This window comes from Nocardia sp. NPDC051030, from assembly GCF_040683015.1.
In the GTDB taxonomy this organism is placed as follows: Bacteria; Actinomycetota; Actinomycetes; order Mycobacteriales; family Mycobacteriaceae; genus Nocardia.
This window is the reverse complement of the sequence record NZ_JBFBCD010000003.1, coordinates 479,704-499,915: the sequence shown is the minus strand read 5'-3', so window position 1 is coordinate 499,915 and position 20,212 is coordinate 479,704. Positions and strand designations below refer to the sequence as shown.

Genomic DNA, 20,212 nt, shown 5'->3' with positions numbered 1-20,212 from the left:
ATCATCTCCCTGATGCTTACGGCTGAGACAACGACCGCCGGTGCCCGGCTCGCCAAGATGGGCCAGTTCTTGCGACCCGAGCCTCACACACTCCCGCGGACTGTGTTCGGCCCGCACGGGTTAGTTTGCTGTGGACATGCTCGGGTGGTGCGGATGAATCCCGCGCCACGGTTGATGCCTCCATGAGGGCCGACCGAGGCGTGATCGGAAGTGCCGGGGTCGTGGCGGCAGTTCCTCCGCTCACGGCACGGTGGGATGCAGTATGGTCCGATTGACGGTTCGATCGATGCTGTTCGGAGCGGGAGGAGGCGCGTTTGGCGCGGGCCGACGGACATCCATTGTCATGGTCTGCCGTGCGGGTTCGAGCGGCCGACGACCCTGTGGGCGATGGGCTTCCCTTGTCTGCGGCGCAGATGCGCTGGTGGGTTGCTCAGCAGTTGTATCCCGAGGTTCCGAATACCGTCGCCTTGTATGTTGAATTGCATGGTCCGCTGCGTGTGGACCTAATTCGGGAGTGTGCCGCGCACGCCGCGTGGGAACTACAGTCACCGCACGTGCGCTTCCGGCTGGCCGATGGCTATCCAGAGCAGTTTGTGGACCCTGACGCTTTCGCGTCGATGGAATTCGAGGATCTCACCGGCCGGACCGGCGCTGCCGCGGTCGCGCTGCAGTGGATGGAGCGTGACCATCGTTCGCCCCTGAATCTGCTCACCGATCGGCTGACCGCGGCCACCGTCTTTCGGGTGGGGCAAGACCATCATCTGCTGTACCTGCGCAGCCATCACATCGTGCTCGACGGCATCGGTGCGGCCGTGGTGTTGCGCCGAACCGTCGAGTTATATGGTGCTGCAACAGGTATCGGAGATCAGGCAGTCGGCGCAGGTGCCGTCGGCGGCGCGCCGGGTACCGCGTCGCGTAGCCCACTGACGATCGCCGAACTGCTGGACGAGGAGCGCGCCTACTCCGACTCGGCACGGGCGCGGGCCGATGGCGAATATTGGGCGGAACAACTGGCGGGGATGCCCGAGCCGGTCCGGCTGGCCGGATGGCAGGGAGGCCTGCCGCAGCCGCCGCACCAGGTGGCCGACACCGTGCCGCCGCGTACCGCCGATCGCCTGGCCGCGTGGCGGCAACGCTACGGATACACATTGCCGGAGTTGACCATCGCGGCGTTCGCCTGCTATCTGGCCGCCATGACCGGCGGGGAGGAGATCCTGCTGTCACTACCGGTGGCGGCACGGCCGACAGCGGCATTGCGTCGATCCGCGGGGTCGATATCCAATGTTGTTCCCTTGCGGCTGCGGGGTTTTCGTGACGCCACGGTGGCGGGGATAGTCGAACAGGTGCGTGCCCGCGTGGTCGGCGCGCTACGACATCAGCGCTACCGCTACGAGGACATCCAGCGTGACCGGGGTGAAAGCCACACCGCGCGAGGAGGTTTCGGTCCGGTCGTGAACATGCTCGGAGCCGTCCAGCCGCTGAGTATGGGACCGCTGACCGCACACGTGCACCTGCTGGCGCTGGGGCCGGTGGAGGATCTACTGGTCAACGGCTATCAACTGGGTCCGGACGACCGCGCGGTCACCATTGGCATGCAGGGCAATTCGGAGCTGTATTCCACAGCGACTCTCGCCGCGCATTACCAGCGCTTTCTGGACTACTTCGACGGCTTCCTCGCCGATCCGCAACGACGGGTACGCACCCTGGATCCTGGCCCTGTCACGCCGGTCCCGGTGGTGACGAGAGCCGACCGGCTACTGCCGGATCTGCTGCGCACCAGCCTGACTGGCGACGATAGCGCCGTCCTTCCGGCCCCGGATACCCGGAAAGAGACCGAACCTGTTGCGGTTCAGGACGGTTCCCGTGCCTGGACGTATCCCGAGCTGGATCGGATGTCCTCACAGTGGGCGCGCGAGCTGATCGAATCGGGGGCGGGCCCGGGCACATTCGTACTGCTGGCGGTCCCGCGTTCGGCCGAGTCGGTGCTGGCGGTATGGGCGGTGACCAAGGCCGGTGCGGCCTTCGTGCCGATAGATCCGGTCGACCCGGTCCGCCGTTCGGCAACAGTCGCCGCGAACTCCGGTGCGTGCCGGGGCATGACCGTGAGGTCCGTACAAGATGGCCTGCCAACCGAACCGGGGTGGCTGGTACTGGACGACCCGAGCACCCTCGCGCGGGTGCGGCAGCGCTCCGCGGAACCGATCCGCGACGCCGACCGGATCCGTCCGCTGCACCCCGGCCATCCGGCGTATCTCATCTACACCTCGGGCACCACCGGCACCCCGAAGGGTGTGGTCGTCACACATCGCGGTCTCGGTCCGCTCACCGACTACATTGTCGAACACTATGGGGTGGGCAAGAATTCGCGCGTCCTGCACGCGCATGCCCCGTCTTTCGATGCGCATCTGCTGGAACTGCTGGCGACATTCGCCGCCGGGGCCACGCTCATCGTCGAGCCCCCGTCGGTAGTGGCCGGAGCCCGGCTGGCCGATCTGCTCAATGTCGCGGCGATCACCCATTTCCTCACCACCCCCGCAGTATTGGCGACCTTGATGCCGGAGCAGGTGCCGGCGCTGGAGGTCGCGGTGGTCGGCGGCGAATCCTGCCCCGCCGATCTGATCCGGCGCTGGGCCCCGGCGCTGCGACTCTTCAACGCTTACGGACCCACCGAAACCACCGTGATGGCAACACAATCCGCCGCGTTGATGCCCGGCGGACCGGTGTCGATCGGGCCGCCGCTGCCCGGTGTGCGGGCGCTGATTCTCGACACTCTACTGCGCCCGGCACCGCCGTGTGGTGCGGGCGAGTTGTACCTGGGCGGTGCGGGTGTGGCGCAGGGCTACCACGGCCGACCGGCCGCCACTGCCGAACGTTTCGTCGCCGATCCATTCGGGACGGGCGAACGCCTCTACCGCACCGGTGATCTCGTACGTTCGGCGGCCGACGGCACCCTGGAATTCCTGGACCGCGCCGACGACCAGTTGAGCGTGCTCGGCCGCCGCACCGAACCGGGCGAGGTGGAGGCCGCGTTGATGACCCTGCCGGAGGTGTCGCACGCCGTCGTTGCCGTGCACGAGGGTCCGGGTGGCACGCGACTGATCGGATATTTCACTGCGGCACAAGGCGATCAACCGGACCACACCGCTCTCATTCGGCGTTTGCGTGAACTGTTGCCCGCCGCGCTCGTACCCGCGCAATTGGTCGAGCTGGACCGGCTTCCGGTCACCACGCACGGCAAGATCGATCGCGCCGCACTGCCGCGGCCGCCGGCCGTGCAGCGTCCCTATCGTGCCCCCGAGTCGGAGTTGCAACGCCTGGTCGCCGACCGCTTCGCCGTGCTCACCGAGACGCCGCGGGTGGGCCTCGACGACGATTTCTTCGAGGTGGGGGGCAATTCGCTACTGGGCGTGGCATTGTCGGCCGAGTTGGCCTCCGCCACCGGACTTCCGGTGACGGTGCGCTGGCTCTATTCCGCGCCGACCGTGCGGGAACTGGCTGCCCGATTGGCCGACAACGACGCCGCCGCGGCCGAGGACGCCCTCGGCGTGGTACTCACGCTGCGGCGCAACGGTTTCCGTCCGCCGCTGTTCTGTGTGCATTCCGCCGTCCCGCTGGCCTGGTGCTACGCGGGCCTGGCCCAGCAGGTCACCGATCGACCGGTATACGGCCTACAGGCTTTGACGCTGACGGGTGCGCCGCGATCCGGAGCCACTCTCGACGACCTGGCCGCCGGCTATGCCGAGGAGATCCTGCGGGTGCAGCCCGATGGTCCCTATCATCTGCTGGGCTGGTCGCTGGGAGGGCAGATCGCGCATGCCATCGCTGTCCGGCTGGCCGCACGCGGCGCGCGGGTCGCGACGCTGGCAATGCTCGACAGTGTCGTCTTCCCCGACGATATGCCGCCACCACCGCTGCCCCGGATGCGTGATCTGCTCACCCACCTGCTCGGGGACGAACCCGAGGACGCGGATGCGCTCCCCGACGTCACCGCCGAAGAAGCGGCCATCGAATTAGCTTCCGCTGAAGCATCTTTCGGTACTGGTCTCACCGCGGAGCAGTTGACTCGACTGCATCGCGGCTACGCCGACGGTGTGCGCCTGTCGCACGGCTGCCGCCCCGGCGTCTTCGACGGTGATCTGCTGTACTTCTCGGCCACTCGCGGGGTGACCGAAAGTGTCGGCGCGCAGATGTGGCGGCCGTACATCACCGGTGAACTCATCGAGCACCCGGTCGAGGCCACTCATGCGCAATTCTGCAATGCCGACGTGGTCCCGATCCTCGGCCCGCTGCTGGCCGCCCATCTGGACGCCGGGGACGTCCGGTGAGGACCGGGCCGCGCTCAGGGGTGCGCTGGTGGAATGTGTATGCGGACCCTGGGCAGTGGGCCGGACAGGGACCGGAGGCGGGTGTGCTGTTGCGGTGGATGACCGATCATCTGACTCGGCCGCATCCGGAGTTGGGACGGCCGGGACCGGTGTGCCCGTTCATACGGAACAGTGCCACCCGTCACCTCGTCTGGGCTGGATCCGCTGTCGGCGGTGACACATTGCCGATGGCGCGGATGCACGAGGTCATCGACGACGCCTTCGAGGTGTACCGCCGGTTGCTGCACGAGAATCCCACGGAGGCAAGGCGTTCCACATTGGTCACGATCTTTCCGGAACTGACACGCTACGAACTGATCGATGCCGCGCACCGGGCGCACAAAACCCAGGCGGTAACCCAGGGGCTGATGCTCGGTCAGTTCTATCCGGGCTGCACTGTTCCGGGACTGTGGAACCGCGCGTTCCATCCGCTGGACGCTCCGCTGCCGATGCTGGTGCTGCGTCCCATGATGAGCACCGACTTCCCGTTTCTGGTCTCCCGGTCCGATTGGCTGTACGCGTACTTCACGCAGGTGGCACCGGATCTGCCGCAGGCGCTGCGGTGGGCAATTGCCGAGAAGATGCTGGTCGACGGGCCTGAGGCGGGTGAAATAACCTCGTTGCGAGTACATTCCGCCGATGAACACGCCCGTTGATCACGAGATTATCGGCTTGACCGGGGAATACTGTCCCTATGCATCGGATACTGCGCTGTCTGATCGTCTTGCTCGCTGCATTCGCTGTTACGTTGCCCATTCCTGTTGCCGCCGATCCGGGTTCCTCGATACTCGGGGTACGTCCGCTCGGTGGTCGCCAATACGAGGTCGTCGTCTTTTCCGCTGCCATGAACAGGGCGATTCCGGTGTGGGTTTCGCACCCGGACGGGCCCGCACCGGCGCTGTATCTGCTCAATGCGGTCGACGGCGGGGAATCGGGTGGTCCCTGGACCAGTCGGACCGATGTCGCGCAGTTCTTCGCCGACAAACCGGTCAATGTGATCCAGCCGATCGGCGGGCGCGCCTCCTATTACACCGATTGGCTGACCGATGACCCGGTGCTCGGCCGCAACCGGTGGTCCACCTTCCTGATCGATGAACTACCTCCGCTGCTGGAGAGCCATTTCGGCATGACCGGCCGCAATGCCGTTGCGGGAACATCGATGTCGGCAACCTCGGCATTGAATCTCGCGATCGAGGCACCGGGCCGGTATCAGGCGGTGGGCGCATTCAGCGGATGCCCGAAAACCAGTGATCCGGTCGCCAGTGCCTACGTGTATTCGCAATTGCAGTTGTACGGCGCGAACGCGGGCAATATGTGGGGCGCGGCCGGTAGCCCGGCGTGGGCCGCGCACGATCCGGTCCTCAATGCCGATCGGCTGCGTGGCCTAGCGCTGTACATATCGACCGGCAATGGCGCGGCCGGTGTGCACGACACGCTCACCGACCCGTCGATCGGCGGCGATGCGGGGCGATTGGCGGACCGCATGCTGATCGGCGGCAGCATGGAGTCGGTGGTGAGCGGCTGCACCGCGGAACTGACCGATCGACTGGCCGGTCTCGGTATCCCGGCTACTGTCGTGCGCCGCGACGGCACCCATGCCTGGCCATACTGGCAGGACGATCTGCACAATTCATGGCCGTTGTTCGCCGCCGCCCTCGGGGTCTAGCGCGCGTTGTCCGCCGCTTCGGGCAACGCGAACGTCAGCACGGCCGTGCCGAACGCCACCACCGCGATCGCCGCGAACATGGTGACGCTTCCGGCCACCGTATGTTCACGGAAGAACACCGCACTCAGCAGCGCCAGGCCCAAGGCGTTGCCGAGCTGCTCGACGGTCGGCACCATGCCCGACGCCGCGTCCATCCGACGTTGGTCCAGGCCGGACAGCATGATGGGTTGTAATGGCACGCAAAACATTCCGACGCTCAGACCCGCCAGGAAGACGGGCCCGATGACCAGAGGCACGGACACGGCCCCCTCGATCAGGTGGAGATAGACGGCCCCGACGGCGACACACGCGCCGAACGCGGTGATCCCGACTGTCAGGGTGCGAACTCCGAAGCGCCGCACCAGCATCGGCGAGGCCAGCGCGCCCACACAGGCACCGACCGCGAAGGGCGTCATCAACAGACCGGTGCGCCAAGCCGAGAACCCCAGCTCGTCCTGCAGCGTGATGGACACCGCGAACACGAAAGCGGTGAACATGCCGAAGAACACGGCCACCAGGATGGACCCGATGGCGAAACGCCGATCGGTGAACAGGTCGAACCGCACCAGCGGGTTCCGGCCGCGCCGCGCCGCGCGAGACTGCTGGACGAAGAAAACCGCCGTGCAGACGACGGCCGCGGCAATCATCGCGAAAGACCCAGTCCGCCAGCCGTTCTGCTGGATATCGGTGAGAGCGTAGAGAAGTGCGAACAGGCCCACAGTGGACAACAAGGCTCCACCGAGATCGAGCCGTTCCCGCTGCGCCGGACGGCCGAGGTGCAGATACCGCAGCGCCAGCGCGAACGTGATCAGCCCAAGCGGCACATTGATCAGGAACACCGCATGCCAACCCAGCCCGAACAGGTCCGCCGTGACGAGCGCCCCACCGGCTATCGGTCCCAGCATTCCGGCGAACCCGGCCACCGCGCCATAGATCGCGAACACCTGCTGGTGCCGCTCCCGCGGAAAACTCGCCGCGACAATGGCAATGGTCTGCGCCGTCATCCCGGCCGCAGCGCCGCCCTGCACCACCCGCGCCGCCACGAGTTCGCCTGCGCTGCCAGACATTCCACACCATGCCGACGCCGCGGTGAACACCGCCACCGAGGCGAGGAACATGCTGCGCCGCCCCACCAGCTCACCTATACGAGCCGCAGTGAGCAAGGTACAGGCGAAAGCCAGGGAGTACCCCGACACCACCAGCAACTGCGCTTGCCGCGACACCGCCAGTTCCGCGGTGATACTGGGCAGCGCGGTGATCACGATGGTTCCATCGATCATCTGCATGAACACGGCGATCAGGCAACCAACAAAAGACAGCCACGCCCCCGAACCCCCGGCCCCCCGATCGCCCGCGATCTCAGTACCGCCGACGCCCCATCGGGCCGAATCGCGGCTTACCGCGACACTGTCCCGCCCGCCGGCGGCGGATTTCCCGAACCTCTGCGGAGAGTCGATTGCGCCAGCATAACGGCAGCACACCCGAATGACCGTGATCCAGCGACGACCACGGCATGCCCCCATGGGGCAGCTCCGATCCGAATCGCCGATGAGCCCTGTCGCTCGTCATGTCATGGGATGCGACGCGGGCACCGTGGCGGAGTCGCGGCCGGGGATCGCCCCCTATGTGCACACCGGAACTCGCATGCCATCACCCTGAGCGTTACGTCAGTTTCCTTCGAAGCGGGCTTCCTCACGATTCTTGAAGGCTTGGAAGCCGCGCCGGAGGTCCTTGCTCATCAAGATGCGGGCGAATTCCATGCGCACCTTGCCGATTGCCTTGGCAGCACCCTTGTCCTGCGCGAGCCGGCCATTCCGCAGCACCGTTTGCACACCCAAAGGGGCTTGGCGGGCAATGGTTTCGGCGATCTCGTGGGCCTTGGCCACCGCCTGACCGGGTTCGGTGAGTTCCTGGACCAGGCCGATGCGGTGGGCTTCCGCCGCAGGGAAATCGTCGCCGGTCAGAGTCCAGCGGTTGGCATTGTGCGTGCCGACTGCCAGCGGCCAGCGCACCGTGCCGCCGCCGAACGGGAACAGCCCGCGACTGACCTCGTACTGCGTGAAGGTTGCCGAAGTGTCAGCGACATTGATGCTGGCCGCCAGCAGCAGTTCGATACCGAGCGTGAAGCAGCGCCCCTCGACAGCGGTCACCACCGGTTTCGGGCACAGCGGCGCACCCACACCCCACGGGTCGATTCCTCCCTTGGGCACCAACCCCTTCACCAGATCGAACGGGAAGGGGTTGAGCTGCGACAAAATCTCCAGTGGCAGCTTCGGTGCCAGCGCACCGAGATCGAGTCCGCTGGTGAAGTAACTGCCGTTCGCTCGCAGCACCCCGACCCGCAGGTCCTTGTCATTCGCGAGCTCGGTGTACGCCTCGGCCAATCCACGCATCATCGGAAAGTCGAAGGCATTGAGCTTCTCCGGACGATTCAAGGTAATCGTCAGGACGTGCCCGGCACGTTCGGTAAGGACAGTCGCGGTGGTCACGCACCCGAGCCTAGTAGACCAATCGGTATACTTCAATGGTCGGCGTACCGACGGGATTCAGCCCAGGCTCAACATGCTCGGCCACTCGCTCGACCACGGCGCGCGTGGGCGGTCACAGCGCCAGAGGGTGATATCGCGGGTGACGCCCGGAATGCCCAGTCGCGCATCGGCGCGACCGACAGCGGTGACGTCGGTACAGCGTGCGCGGGGCACGGTGCCGTCACCGCCTACCCAGAGGACGGTTGTCGCACTGTCCGGCGGGGTGCCGAAGTAGCCGAAACCGCGATTGGGGCTGTACACCGGCGGCAGTCCGTACCGGTCCCGGTCCAGATCCAAAGCGCTTGCCTGCCAGTAGGAGTCGGCGATCACCACCGCGACGGCCCGCTCGGATTCGGGCAATTCCAGGTACGCCGAACGCGTTGCCTGCGCGAGTTCACCCCAGCCGAAGCGCCCGTACACGCTGAGCTGTGCCCACGCATCCTGCTCCGACGCGGCAGGTTGCAGCTTCGCAGCCGGTGTCCACGGCATTACCGCCACCACCGCGACGACCGAGACCAGCACCAGCGCCACACCCGCCCACTTACGCCAGCCCGCAACCTTACGGGTAGCGAACACCGCCCCGGCCGCCATCACCGCGCCGTAGCAGCCGACCACGTAATACGGTCGGCCATCGGTGATCACGAAGGCCACCGTCACCAGCAGCGGGACGACGCCGAAGAACCGATACGCCCGCAGCGCGGGCAACCGCAGCAGCGCCCAAATCCCGGCGAGCACCAGCACTGCGCCGAGGACACCCGCCGAACCGATTGCCATCGGCACGAACATGGCCCGTCCGCCGACACCGTCCTGCTCGGCCGCGACCTGCGCACCCATACCGAGCTGCGGCCAGTCGCGCCGGGCCTGCCAGATCAGGCTCGGCACCATCAGGGCGAAAACGCCTGCCCCACCGGCCCATAGCATCGGGCGCCGCAGCATTTCCCGCGGGCCGAACCAGAGCACGCCGACGACGACCGCGACCCAGAAGAAGGGGATCAGCCACTTCACCTGCATATCGACCGCGGTCAACGCGGCCGCCCCCAGCAACAGCCCGTCGTGCCGGGTACGCACCCAGCGGATGACCAGCCAGCTGATGAATACCCACAGCCCCGTATCAATTGCGTTGGTGGACAGTTGAGTTCCCTGCACCAGAAGAAACGGTGAGGTGACGTAGGCGCCGGCGGTCAGCGCCTGAGCGCCCCGCGATCCACCGAACTCCCGGGCGATCAGCGCACTCACCAACACGGCGGCGACGGTGATCAGCAACGACGGAATGCGCAGTGCCACCATCGATCCGGGCGCGATCAGGTCCGTCAGCCAGGCGATGGCGGGTACCAGCGGCCCCTGATCGGCATAGCTCACCGCGAGACGATGCCCCGCCGAGACGAAATACAGTTCGTCACCGAAGAATCCGTACTGCCCGAGGGTGGCCAGCAGCGCCAGCCCACCCACCCCGGCAATGGCCGTCACCCAGCCCCATGCGAAGGGCTGCAGCCCGGCCGGTGAATCCTGCCGCACTGCCTGTGTCCGCAACGTACCGGTCACTACTCCCCCTGCTTTCTCGTTGCGATATCAAAGATTCGGCACACGTGTGCCGCATACTTGCGCACGTCGAAGTCCGGTTCACCGACCGCCCGACTTGCGGTTCCGTCGATGGCGTCGCGAATGGATTTGGCCATGAGCAGCGGGTCGAAGTCACCGAAGTCGCCCGCTCGCTGCCCTTCTCGCAGCAGGTCCGCCAATGGACCGAGAATCTCGTCAGCGCCCTCGGACGTCGCGAAGCGCAGCTTCCCGTCAGCGTCACGCAGATTGAAGACCACATCGGTCATGGCCGCCACGTAGGCCCGATTGGCGTACACGAAGTCGAGATTGGATTCGATGTACGCCAGCACCTTTCCGCGCCACCCTTCGGCTTGGGCGATAACCGGCGTCATGGACTCGGCGCCGGAAACATACAACTGAATGACCAACTGGTTCATCAGGTCGTCTTTACCGTCGAAGTGGTAGGAGATGACCCCCTTGGAGATCCCCGCCTGCTTGGCGATGCGGGCCAATGACGCATTGCCGTAACCGATCTCGGCGATCACCTCGACGGCCGCGGCGATGATCTGCCTCCGCCGCGCCTCCTCGATGAACGACCGTTGCTGACCGACTGGTTCATTTTCTGACCGCACGGCCAGATTTTAGGACATTCGGACCGTGGAAGGAAGACCGGGGCGAATTCACCCAGATCACATGACTGACGTAACGTGCCGTCACATGAGCGATGAGCTGTTGGGGAAGACCGCGCTGGTTACCGGGGCGAGCCGGGGTATTGGTTACGGGGTAGCGGCGGAGCTGCTGCGGCGTGGGGCCAATGTGGTGGTGACGGCGCGGAAGCTGGAGCCGTTGGAGCAGGCGGCTGGGGAGCTGCGGGCGTTGGGGTATCAGGGGGAGGTTGTCGCCGTTGCCGGTAATTCCGGGGATGCCGACGCTCGGGCCGAACAGGTGGGGGCGGCTGTCGCGCGGTTCGGGTCGCTGGATGTGCTGGTCAACAATACGGGGATCAATCCGGTGTACGGCTCGCTGATGGAGGCGGACCTGGATGCGGTACGGAAGATCTTCGACGTGAATGTCGTTGCGGCGCTGGGGTATGTGCAAGAGGCGTACAAGGCTTGGATGGGTGAGCACGGGGGCGCGGTGGTGAATGTGGCCAGCGTGGCGGGGCTGCGGTCCACCGGCGTCATCGCGGCTTACGGTGCTTCCAAGGCGGCGCTGATTCGGCTCACCGAGGAGCTGGCCTGGCAACTGGGGCCGAAGATTCGGGTCAATGCGGTGGCACCGGGCGTGATCAAGACCAAGTTCGCGGATGCACTGTATTCGGCGGATGAGGAGGCTGCCGCGGCGGTCTATCCGATGAAGCGGCTGGGGACGCCCGAGGATGTGGCGTCGCTGATCGGGTTCCTCGCTTCGAGCGAGTCCTCGTGGATCACCGGTACCACCATTCGTGTGGATGGCGGACTGCTCGCCACCGGTGGAATCTGAACCGGCACATCACTTTTCGATCACGCCCGGCATCCGGCTGGTTCCAGCCGGATGCCGGGCGTGTGTCGTTCAGCGGAAGACGAGCGCGCCGAGCGTGTCGCTGTGGCGGTAGCGCAGGTACTTCTCGACGGTTTCGGTGTCGACGGCGGCGGTGGCCGTCGCGAGGGTGACGACCAGGAATTGGCTTTGGCTGCCGTCGCGCCACTTGCCGGTTTCCCAGTCGTTGATGTAGCTGCCGTCGGGGAACTTGAGGTCGCCGTCGTCGAATTTGCCGTCCGCAGCGGTCGCCTTGGCCTCATCGGACATGGTGAAGATCAGCTGGGTCAGCATGACTCCGCCGTTCTCGGCCTTCCAGACCAGTTCGGAGGCGTATTGGCAGCCTAGGCCGGTGAGCTTTCCGCCCTTTTCCAGCTGACTGCAGCTGGGGTAGTCGTGGCCCTCCACCCAGTCGGCTTGCAGGGCAACGTCACCGAGGCGGAAGTTCCAGGGCTGGCCGTATTCGGTGTAGGTGAACTTCTTACCGGCCGGTGCGGCCTTGGTCGTCGTGGGCGGGCGTGTCGTGGTGGTCTCGGTGGTGGTCGTGGTCGTGGTGGTCGTCGACGTCCCACCGGCCTGCGATGAATCGTCCCCGCGGGTGACGAACACGATCGCACCCACCGCGACGGCCAGCACCGCGACCACACCGAGCACAATGCCCACGATCAGTCCGGTATTCGATTTCGGTGGCGGCGGATACCCGGGCTGCTGCGGATACCCGGGCTGGCCACCCCAATTCTGCTGCGGCTGCCCCTGCCAAGCCCCCTGATCCACGGGCTGCTGCCAACCGGGCTGCGCGCCCTGCTGCTGCCACGTGGGATCCACGGGCTGCTGCTGCGGCCACACCGGCTGCCCCTGCGGGGTGGCGGGCTGGTCCCACCAGGCCGGGTTCTCCTGCGGTTGCTGCCCGTGGGCATTGGGATCGCCGCCGAACCCTGGCCCCGACGGCGGTCCGGGTGGGTAAGTCATGTGCTCAACCTTTCGCGCCGTGCCGAGCCCTCCCCGGCCCGATCTTGTTACCGAAGCGTATGGCGATCAGCGTTCATGATCCAATCACGGTGTGACCTCCGATCTTCTCATTTGCGGCTCGGGCCCCGCCGGACGGGCACTCGCGCACCGCGCCCTGGCCCAGGGGCAGGCGGTCACCGTGGTCGATCCCCACCCCGAACGCCGCTGGTCCGCCACCTACGCGGCCTGGGCGGACGAACTCCCGGACTGGCTCCCGCACCACACTCTCGCCACCTCCACCGACCACCCCATCGCCTGGACCACGCGCCGCATCGAATTGGACCGTCGCTACGTGGTATTCGACACCGCGACGCTGCAAGATTCACTGGAACTCCACGGCGCGCGCATCATTCGCGATCGGGTCGCCGAGATCTCGATCCCCACCCGATTCGGCACTCAGGGCAATGACCTCCCGTCGGTCCGGCTCGAATCCGGCCCCACCCTCCCCGCCGGAAGAGTCGTCGATGCCCGAGGCGTCCCCCGCTCCCCCGCCCTCGCCGAGCAAACCGCCTTCGGTGTCATGGTGGACCGCAAGCTCTGGCCCGAATCCGACATCCTCTTCATGGATTGGCGACCCGACAATGGCGCGAATCCCGCTGAGCCCCCGTCATTTCTGTACGCCGTCCCCCTCAACGACGACACAGTCCTCCTCGAGGAGACCTGCCTCGCCGGTCGCCCCGCCCTCGACACCACGGTCCTGCGCGCCCGTCTCGAGCACCGATTGCGTTCCCGCGGAATCGCTCTCACCGGCACCGAACAGATCGAACGAGTGCGTTTCCCTGTCCACGGCGGCCGCCCGAGCCCTCGAACCTTCGGAGCCGCAGGCGCACTCATGCACCCCGCCACCGGCTACAGCCTCGCGACGTCCCTACGCCTGGCCGACACCGTAGCCGCCGGAGACTCGATCTGGCCCGCCTCCGCGAGGTCCGTTCACTTCCTCCGAATGGCCGGGCTACGAGCCCTTCTCGCGCTGCCTCCCCACGAGGTGCCCGCGTTCTTCGACGCCTTCTTCACCCTCCCGGCCACATCGCAGCGCGCCTACCTCTCCGGCCGCGACGATCTGCCAGGCACCACCACCGCCATGGCCGCCCTCTTCGCAGCTCTCCCCTGGCGACTGCGCCGCCCCCTACTCGGCGCAGTCGCAATCCCACGAAAGTCGTAGCGACACACAGCCCCAACGACTTCACCCACCTTTCCCTCCCCTCGCCCACAGAATGGGATGAGCGAGGATCAGGAAAGGTGGGTGAAGTCGGCGAGCGGTTTAGATTGCGCCCCAGTGAGAGTTGAGGGCTTGCTCGCTGGCAGGGGTCAGGGAACCCAAAAGCCGGAGTCGGGCGATGCCGCCGTCGGGATAGATGTCGAGGCGGATATGGGTGGCAGGGCGCTTCGCCTCGGAGGTGAGGCGGAAGCGGTGCGGGGTGTCCGGCTGGACCGGAGTGGTGGGGAGGAGATCGAACCAGGCGTCCGACTCGGCGTCGGGCAGCGGTTCATCGGACCAGTGATCGATCGCGCGCACACGGACTTCGGCGGGCGCATTGAAAAGCAGGTTGGTGGTGTCGATTTCGATCAACTCCGGGACACCCTGCGCGGCCAAGCGGATGACCGCCCAGTCATTGCCGTCATCGCGGCGGCGACCGGTCTCCCAGCCTTCGGCTTGATTGCGAGCCAAGCCGGGGGCCAGCATATTGTCCGGCGCCGAATAGAACATGTTGGAGCAGGCCACGGCTCGGGCACCGTGCTCCAGCGCCGCCAGATCGACGGTCAGACCGGTGAGCAGGGTGGGATCGGGGGCCACCTCACCGTGGACACGAATGCGGGCAACGCCGCCATCGGGGTGGATATTGAGGCGGACGTGGGTGTAGATGTTCTCGTCCGAGACCGGGAATTCGTGCTTGGCGTCGCCACCGACCGCGCTGCGGGGCACGATATCGACCCACTCCGCCGAATCCAGTTGCGCCGGTGACGGATACCCCGCCACGCGAGTCGCCTCCACGGAGATGAAGGGCGGGTAGTTGCCCTTGAACCACGCCGTATCGATGACGATGCCGCGAATGATGCCGGACATACCCAACCGGATGATCGCCCAGTCATTGCCGGGGTCATTGCGGCGACGGCGAGTTTCCCAGCCGTCGTATTCCTGCCCCTTCGGGCCGAAGGTTTCCGGCGAGAAGCGCGGAGCCCACGGGTGGATGAGGTTCTCGCGCTCTTCGAAGGATTCGTCGCTGGCGGCGATGACGCCCGCGCGATTGGTGCGCAGGGCGAGGTCCGGGAGGGTGGTGAAATCCGACATGGCTTCTCTCACTCGTAGTTTCAGGACATTTGCCGGTCGAGGCGGGACTCGGCGATCCGCACGGCGAGCCGTTCCAAGAGCGGTCCGGCCTCGGCGATGCAGACCTCGGGATCGGATTCGATATCGGTGAGGGCGAAGGCGTCCTCGATACCGAAGCGGCGCAGCATGGATCGGGTCAGCAGGCGCTGACCGGAGGCCGCGATCACCGGCACCTCGGCGCGGATCGCGGCCCGGGCGACGCCGATCGGGGCCTTGCCGTGCAGGGTTTGCTCATCCAGCGAACCCTCACCGGTGATGACCATGCGCGCACCGGCGAGCATCCGATCGAAATCCAGCTGCTCGAGAATGAGCTCTATACCGGGACGGATGCGAGCGCCGAGGTAGGTCAGGGCGGCGAAGCCCACCCCACCCGCGGCACCCGCACCCGGCCGCCCGCCCAGGTCGATACCCAGATCACGCCGAGTGATATCGGCGAACCGGGTCAGGCCCCGCTCGAGGTCCGCGACTTCAGCTGGGCCAGCACCCTTTTGGGGTCCGTACACAGCCGCCGCACCGCGCTGACCCAGCAACGGATTGTCGACATCGGAGGCCACGGTGACTGGAACCCGGATCATGTCGCTGATATCGATCCGGTCCAGCCGCCGCAGCGCCGCGCCGCCGGGAGGCAGCGCCTCCCCGTCCGCGTCGAGCAGGCGTGCGCCCATCGCGCTCAACATGCCCGCGCCGCCATCGGTGCAGGCACTGCCGCCCAAACCGAGGATGATCTGGCGCGCGCCACCCTGCACGGCGGTGCGAATCAGCTCCCCGGTGCCGAAACTCGTTGCGGTGAGCGCTGTCTCGGGAGTGGGCCGGTCGGGCAATCGCCGCAGCCCGGAGGCTTCGGCCAATTCGATGACGGCCGTCTCGTCCCTCATCGCGAACGAGGCGGCCACTCGATTCCCGACCGGCCCGGTGACGCCGGTCTGTAGCCGGGCATACCCGGAGGCGACCAGTGCGTCCACGGTGCCGTCCCCGCCGTCGGCAACGGGGACCGTCACCACGGGGACGTCCGGGCGGGCCTGCCGGAGACCGGCGGCGAGGTGCGCGGCGACCTCCGGGGCGGTGAGCGAGCCCTTGAACTTGTCGGGGGCGACGATCACATGTCCTTCCTGCCACCCCTTGCGACTACCGCCGCGCACCCGAATCACCGTGCGCTCCCCACCGATTCGAATTGCGGCTGGGCAGCGATGGCGGTGGGCGCGTCCTCGAAGGACTCGGCCAGATCCTCGAACTCGTTCACGCTGTCGATCTCGAGACCCATCGACACATTGGTGACGCGTTCGAGAATGACCTCGACGAGCACCGGCACCCGGTGTTCGGCCATCAACTGCTTGGCCTGATCGAACGCCGAGCCGATCTTGTCCGGCTCGGTCACCCGAATCGCCTTGCAGCCCAGCCCTTCCGCCACCTTCAGGTGGTCCACACCGTAGCCGCCAACCTCGGGGCTGTTGATGTTCTCGAAGGACAGCTGCACGTAGTAGTCCATGTCGAACGCGCGCTGCGCCTGACGGATCAGGCCCAGATACGAATTGTTCACCACCACATGGATGTACGGGATATTGAACTGTGCGCCGACGGCCAATTCCTCGATCAGGAACTGGAAGTCGTAGTCACCCGACAGCGCGACCACGGTGGAGTCCGGATCGGCGGTGGCCACACCCAGCGCGGCGGGCAGGGTCCAGCCCAGCGGCCCGGCCTGACCGGCATTGATCCAATGCCGCGGGTGGTACACGTGCAGCATCTGCGCCGCCTGGATCTGCGACAGGCCGATGGTGGTGACGTAGCGGACGTCGGGCCCGAACGCCTTGTTCATCTCCTGGTAGACCCGCTGCGGCTTGATCGGCACCGTGTCGAAGTCGGTCTTGCGCAACATGGTTCGCTTGCGATCGCGCACCGTGGCGGCCCACTCGCTACGGTCCGGCAGCTTGCCCTCGCGGGCCAGGTCGTGCGCGACCTCGAGGAAGGCGACCAGTGCGGCACCCGCGTCGGACACGATCCCGTAGTCGGGCGAGAACACGCGGCCGATCTGGGTGGGCTCGATATCGACGTGGACGAATTTCCGTCCCTTGGTGTAGGTCTCGGTGCCGCCGGTGTGCCGATTGGCCCACCGGTTACCGATACCCAGCACGAAATCCGACTCCAGCAGCGTCGCATTGCCGTAGCGGTGCGAGGTCTGCAAGCCGACCATGCCCGCGTGCAGCGGGTGATCATCGGGAATCGTGCCCCAGCCCATGAGCGTCGGCACCACGGGAACGCCGGTCAGCTCGGCGAATTCGCGCAGCAGGTCATCCGCGACGGCATTGACGATTCCGCCGCCCGCCACGATCAGCGGGCGCTCGGCCGCCAGCAGCATGTCCAGGACCTTCTCGGCCTGCGCGCGGGTAGCGGCGGGCTTGTGCACCTCGAGCGGCACATAGGTCTCGATATCGAACTCGATCTCGGCGAGCTGCACATCGATCGGCAGGTCGATGAGTACCGGACCCGGACGCCCGGATCGCATGAGCTGGAACGCCTTCTGGAAGCTGCCCGGCACCTGAGCCGGTTCCATCACCGTGACGGCCCACTTGCTGACCGGTGCGGCGATCGAGGCGATATCGACGGCCTGGAAGTCTTCCTTGTGCAGCTTGGCCACCGGGGCCTGACCCGTAATGCACAGGATCGGAATGGAATCCGCGCTGGCCGAGTACAGGCCGGTGATCATATCGGTGCCCGCCGGACCGGACGTGCCGATGCAGATACCGATATTGCCGGGCTTGGCGCGGGTGTAGCCCTCGGCCATGTGCGAGGCCGCCTCCACGTGCCGGGCGAGCACGTGGCGGATGCCGCCGTGCGCCCGCATGGCACTGTAGAAGGGGTTGATGGCCGCGCCGGGCAGGCCGAAAGCCTGTGTCGCGCCTTCTTTTTCGAGAATCAGAACGGCCGCGTCGACGGCGCGCATCCGAGCCATATCAGGCCCCCTTCAGTGAGTCGACCAGCGGTTCGGCCATCCAGCGGCCGACCGGTGCGATGAGCGGGCGGCCAGAGCGGCTGGTGACGGTGAATCGATCCACCGTCCAGCCGCTGGGCAGCCCGGCGGAGCACTCGCGGTGCTGCGCCTCCACCTGCGCTTCGGCGGTCGTCATGCCTTACCCTTGCCCGCCAGCGCCTCGGTGACCAGCAGCAGCGCGGAGTGGTCGAGCGAGCCGTGGCCCATGGCGCGGGCCGCGGCGATGAGCTGCGCGATGAGCGCGCCCATGGGGATCGCCACCTCGGCGTCACGGGCGGCCTGCAGGATGATGCCCATGTCCTTGTGGTGCAGGTCGATCCGGAAGCCCGGCGCGAAGCTGCGCTCCAGCATGGACTTGCGCTTGAGCTCGAGGATCTTGCTGCCCGCGAGGCCACCGGCCAGCACGTCCAGGCCCGCCTCGGCGTCCGCGCCCAGGTTCTCCATGAGCAGGATGGCCTCCGCGATCAGGGCGTAGGTGCCGCCGACCACGAGCTGATTGGCGGCCTTCACGACCTGGCCCGCACCGTTCGGCCCGACCAGCGCGAAGGTCTTGCCCACGGCCTCGAAAACCGCTGTGGCGGCGTCGAAGTCGGCCTCGGAGCCGCCGACCATGATCGACAGTGCGGCATTGATCGCGCCCGGCTCACCGCCGGACACGGGAGCGTCCAGGACCCGCAGGTTCTTCTTCGCGCCCTCGGTGGCGGTCCACCGCGAGGTCTTCGGGGTGATGGTGGAGAAATCGATGTACAGGGTGCCCGGCGCGGCATTCTCGAGCACGTCGGCGAAGACCGCCTCCACATGCTCGTCCTGCGGCAGCATGGTGATCACGATGTCCTTGTCGCGCACCGCTTCCGCCGCACTCGCGGCGGTCGCGCCACCCGCGGCCTTCAGCTTCTCCAGGCCGGTGGGGGAAAGGTCGAAACCCGTGACGTCGTGACCGGCCTTGACCAGGTGACCCGCCATGGGGCCGCCCATGATTCCGAGGCCGACGAAACCGATCTTGCTCACTTGATCCACTCCCAATCCAGTTCGGGGTCTTTGTATTCCAGGCCGATATAGCCCTCGTAGCCGCTCTCGTCGAGCGCGGCGTAGAGCGCGTCGAAGTCGAGCGCGCCGGTGCCGGGGCGTCCGCGCCCGGGGGAATCGGCGATCTGCACGTGGCCGATGTAGCGGGCCCAGGTGTCGATCACGCCGGTCAGGTTCTCGTCCATGCGCGCCAGGTGGTAAAGGTCGCACAGGAAGCGCAGGTTCGGCTCGCCGACCTCTTCGATGATCTTGATGGCGTGCGCGGCCGACACGATCGGGTAGTCCGGCGACTCATACGCATTGAGCGCCTCGAGCAACACGATCGCATCGATGCGCTGCGCGGCCTTGGCGGCCAGGCGCAGGTTTTCCAGCGCCAGCTCGTCCTGGCGCTGCGCGTGCTCACCGGCAATCCGATTGCCGTACAGCGCGTTCAGCGCCTTGCATCCCGTGCGCTCGGCAATGCCGATGGCGACATCGATATTGTCACGGAATCGCGTCTCCTCCCCCGGCACCGAAACCAGCCCGCGCCCGGTCGGAATGAGATCGATGAAGTTCAAACCGATGAGCTCGACGCCCGCATTGTCGATGGCGGAGACGAACGCGTCGATATCCTTGTCGGCCGGTGTCGGATCTTCTCCGAAGGGCCACCAGAATTCCACCGCGTCGAATCCGGCGGCCTTGGCGGCGGCCGGTCGTTCCAGCAAAGGAAGATCGGTGAAGAGAATCGAGCAGTTCACATCGAATTTCCGGGGCGCGCCCCCGGCCGTGTATTTCATCGGTTTCCTTCGCGATACGAGGTCCAGCTGCCGAATTCGGTGATGTCGACCAGCTGGGGGTACGAGACGGGCGGGCGGCGCAGCACCATGGAGAGCACCGACCGGTGATCGTCGAGTTCGATCACGCCCAGTTCCAGCTCCGGCGGCTCGGCCGGGAGCAGGCTGGTACGCAGCACGTCCATCGGCACATCGAACAGCTCGCCCGCGACATGCGCGCCGCCGTCCGATACCGGGTGCAGCCCCGGGAAACGGTCGCCTACCGAATAGAACCGGTATTGCGCCGAGGTTTTCACTTCACCCGCGAACGGTGCGCCCGCCAGGAGATGGTTGAGCGGTCCGCCACGCATGGCACCGCCATTGAGAAAGATGAGAGGCATTGCAGGTTCCTTCCTCCCCGTTGCCGAAATTATGTCGCCGGTCACACCGGCTGCGA

General features: G+C 66.5%; 17 protein-coding genes. 5 read left to right on the top strand and 12 right to left on the bottom strand.

What is annotated here, in order from left to right; genetic code table 11:
- The first annotated feature begins 353 nt into the window (after nt 1-353).
- The 3 genes from AB0N05_RS11550 (at nt 354) to AB0N05_RS11540 (ending at nt 6,030) form a co-directional block, all read left to right on the top strand.
- Nucleotides 354-4,325: an amino acid adenylation domain-containing protein gene (locus AB0N05_RS11550; protein WP_364691055.1), complete on the top strand. Its 3,972-nt coding sequence runs from the start codon at nt 354-356 to the stop codon at nt 4,323-4,325.
- Between the two features lie 98 nt (nt 4,326-4,423).
- Nucleotides 4,424-5,020: a DUF6875 domain-containing protein gene (locus AB0N05_RS11545; protein ID WP_364692292.1), complete on the top strand. Its 597-nt coding sequence runs from the start codon at nt 4,424-4,426 to the stop codon at nt 5,018-5,020.
- A 92-nt stretch (nt 5,021-5,112) separates the two neighbouring features.
- On the top strand, nt 5,113-6,030 hold the full coding sequence (locus tag AB0N05_RS11540) for an alpha/beta hydrolase family protein (RefSeq protein WP_364691052.1): 918 nt from the start codon (nt 5,113-5,115) through the stop codon (nt 6,028-6,030).
- Here AB0N05_RS11540 and AB0N05_RS11535 read toward each other — a convergent pair.
- From AB0N05_RS11535 to AB0N05_RS11520, 4 genes are all read right to left on the bottom strand, one after another.
- On the bottom strand, nt 6,027-7,361 hold the full coding sequence (locus tag AB0N05_RS11535; protein ID WP_364691049.1) for an MFS transporter: 1,335 nt from the start codon (nt 7,359-7,361) through the stop codon (nt 6,027-6,029). The two genes, AB0N05_RS11540 and AB0N05_RS11535, sit on opposite strands and share 4 nt — an antisense overlap.
- Nucleotides 7,362-7,736: 375 nt before the next feature.
- The gene (locus AB0N05_RS11530; protein ID WP_364691047.1) at nt 7,737-8,558 is read right to left on the bottom strand and encodes a crotonase/enoyl-CoA hydratase family protein; all 822 of its coding nucleotides are present in this window, start codon (nt 8,556-8,558) and stop codon (nt 7,737-7,739) included.
- Nucleotides 8,559-8,615: 57 nt separating this feature from the next.
- Complete coding sequence (locus AB0N05_RS11525) at nt 8,616-10,139, bottom strand: glycosyltransferase family 39 protein (RefSeq protein WP_364691044.1); 1,524 nt, start codon at nt 10,137-10,139, stop codon at nt 8,616-8,618.
- Complete coding sequence (locus tag AB0N05_RS11520) at nt 10,139-10,768, bottom strand: TetR family transcriptional regulator (RefSeq protein ID WP_364691041.1); 630 nt, start codon at nt 10,766-10,768, stop codon at nt 10,139-10,141. The genes AB0N05_RS11525 and AB0N05_RS11520 overlap by 1 nt, the downstream gene beginning before the upstream one ends.
- Nucleotides 10,769-10,853: 85 nt before the next feature.
- Between AB0N05_RS11520 and AB0N05_RS11515 the strand changes: the two genes are divergently transcribed.
- Nucleotides 10,854-11,618 (top strand): SDR family oxidoreductase, encoded by a 765-nt coding sequence (locus tag AB0N05_RS11515; RefSeq protein WP_364691039.1) that lies wholly within the window; start codon nt 10,854-10,856, stop codon nt 11,616-11,618.
- 69 nt (nt 11,619-11,687) lie between these two features.
- Here AB0N05_RS11515 and AB0N05_RS11510 read toward each other — a convergent pair whose 3' ends face one another.
- Nucleotides 11,688-12,623 carry a hypothetical protein gene (locus AB0N05_RS11510; RefSeq protein ID WP_364691036.1) on the bottom strand — a complete coding sequence of 312 codons (936 nt, stop codon included), beginning with the start codon at nt 12,621-12,623 and terminating at the stop codon, nt 11,688-11,690.
- 91 nt (nt 12,624-12,714) lie between these two features.
- Between AB0N05_RS11510 and AB0N05_RS11505 the strand changes: the two genes are divergently transcribed.
- Nucleotides 12,715-13,824, top strand: coding sequence for a lycopene cyclase family protein (locus tag AB0N05_RS11505; RefSeq protein ID WP_364691033.1), 1,110 nt, complete (start codon nt 12,715-12,717; stop codon nt 13,822-13,824).
- Between the two features lie 99 nt (nt 13,825-13,923).
- Here the strand turns inward: AB0N05_RS11505 and alc are convergent, their stop codons facing one another.
- From alc to AB0N05_RS11470, 7 genes are read right to left on the bottom strand one after another with little or no spacing between them, the layout of a single operon-like run.
- On the bottom strand, nt 13,924-14,952 hold the full coding sequence (gene alc, locus AB0N05_RS11500; protein ID WP_364691030.1) for an allantoicase: 1,029 nt from the start codon (nt 14,950-14,952) through the stop codon (nt 13,924-13,926).
- A gap of 20 nt (nt 14,953-14,972) precedes the next feature.
- The gene (locus AB0N05_RS11495) at nt 14,973-16,139 is read right to left on the bottom strand and encodes a glycerate kinase (RefSeq protein WP_364691027.1); all 1,167 of its coding nucleotides are present in this window, start codon (nt 16,137-16,139) and stop codon (nt 14,973-14,975) included.
- A complete protein-coding gene (gene gcl, locus AB0N05_RS11490) occupies nt 16,136-17,938 on the bottom strand; it encodes a glyoxylate carboligase (RefSeq protein WP_364691024.1) in 1,803 nt (600 codons plus the stop codon). The genes AB0N05_RS11495 and gcl overlap by 4 nt, the downstream gene beginning before the upstream one ends.
- A gap of 1 nt (nt 17,939) precedes the next feature.
- Nucleotides 17,940-18,113: a hypothetical protein gene (locus tag AB0N05_RS11485; RefSeq protein WP_364691021.1), complete on the bottom strand. Its 174-nt coding sequence runs from the start codon at nt 18,111-18,113 to the stop codon at nt 17,940-17,942.
- Nucleotides 18,110-18,985 (bottom strand): NAD(P)-binding domain-containing protein, encoded by an 876-nt coding sequence (locus AB0N05_RS11480; RefSeq protein ID WP_364691018.1) that lies wholly within the window; start codon nt 18,983-18,985, stop codon nt 18,110-18,112. Before AB0N05_RS11480 ends, AB0N05_RS11485 begins: the two co-directional genes overlap by 4 nt.
- Nucleotides 18,982-19,779, bottom strand: coding sequence for a TIM barrel protein (locus tag AB0N05_RS11475; protein ID WP_364691016.1), 798 nt, complete (start codon nt 19,777-19,779; stop codon nt 18,982-18,984). Before AB0N05_RS11475 ends, AB0N05_RS11480 begins: the two co-directional genes overlap by 4 nt.
- Complete coding sequence (locus AB0N05_RS11470) at nt 19,776-20,156, bottom strand: gamma-glutamylcyclotransferase (protein WP_364691012.1); 381 nt, start codon at nt 20,154-20,156, stop codon at nt 19,776-19,778. Before AB0N05_RS11470 ends, AB0N05_RS11475 begins: the two co-directional genes overlap by 4 nt.
- Nucleotides 20,157-20,212: the final 56 nt, after the last annotated feature.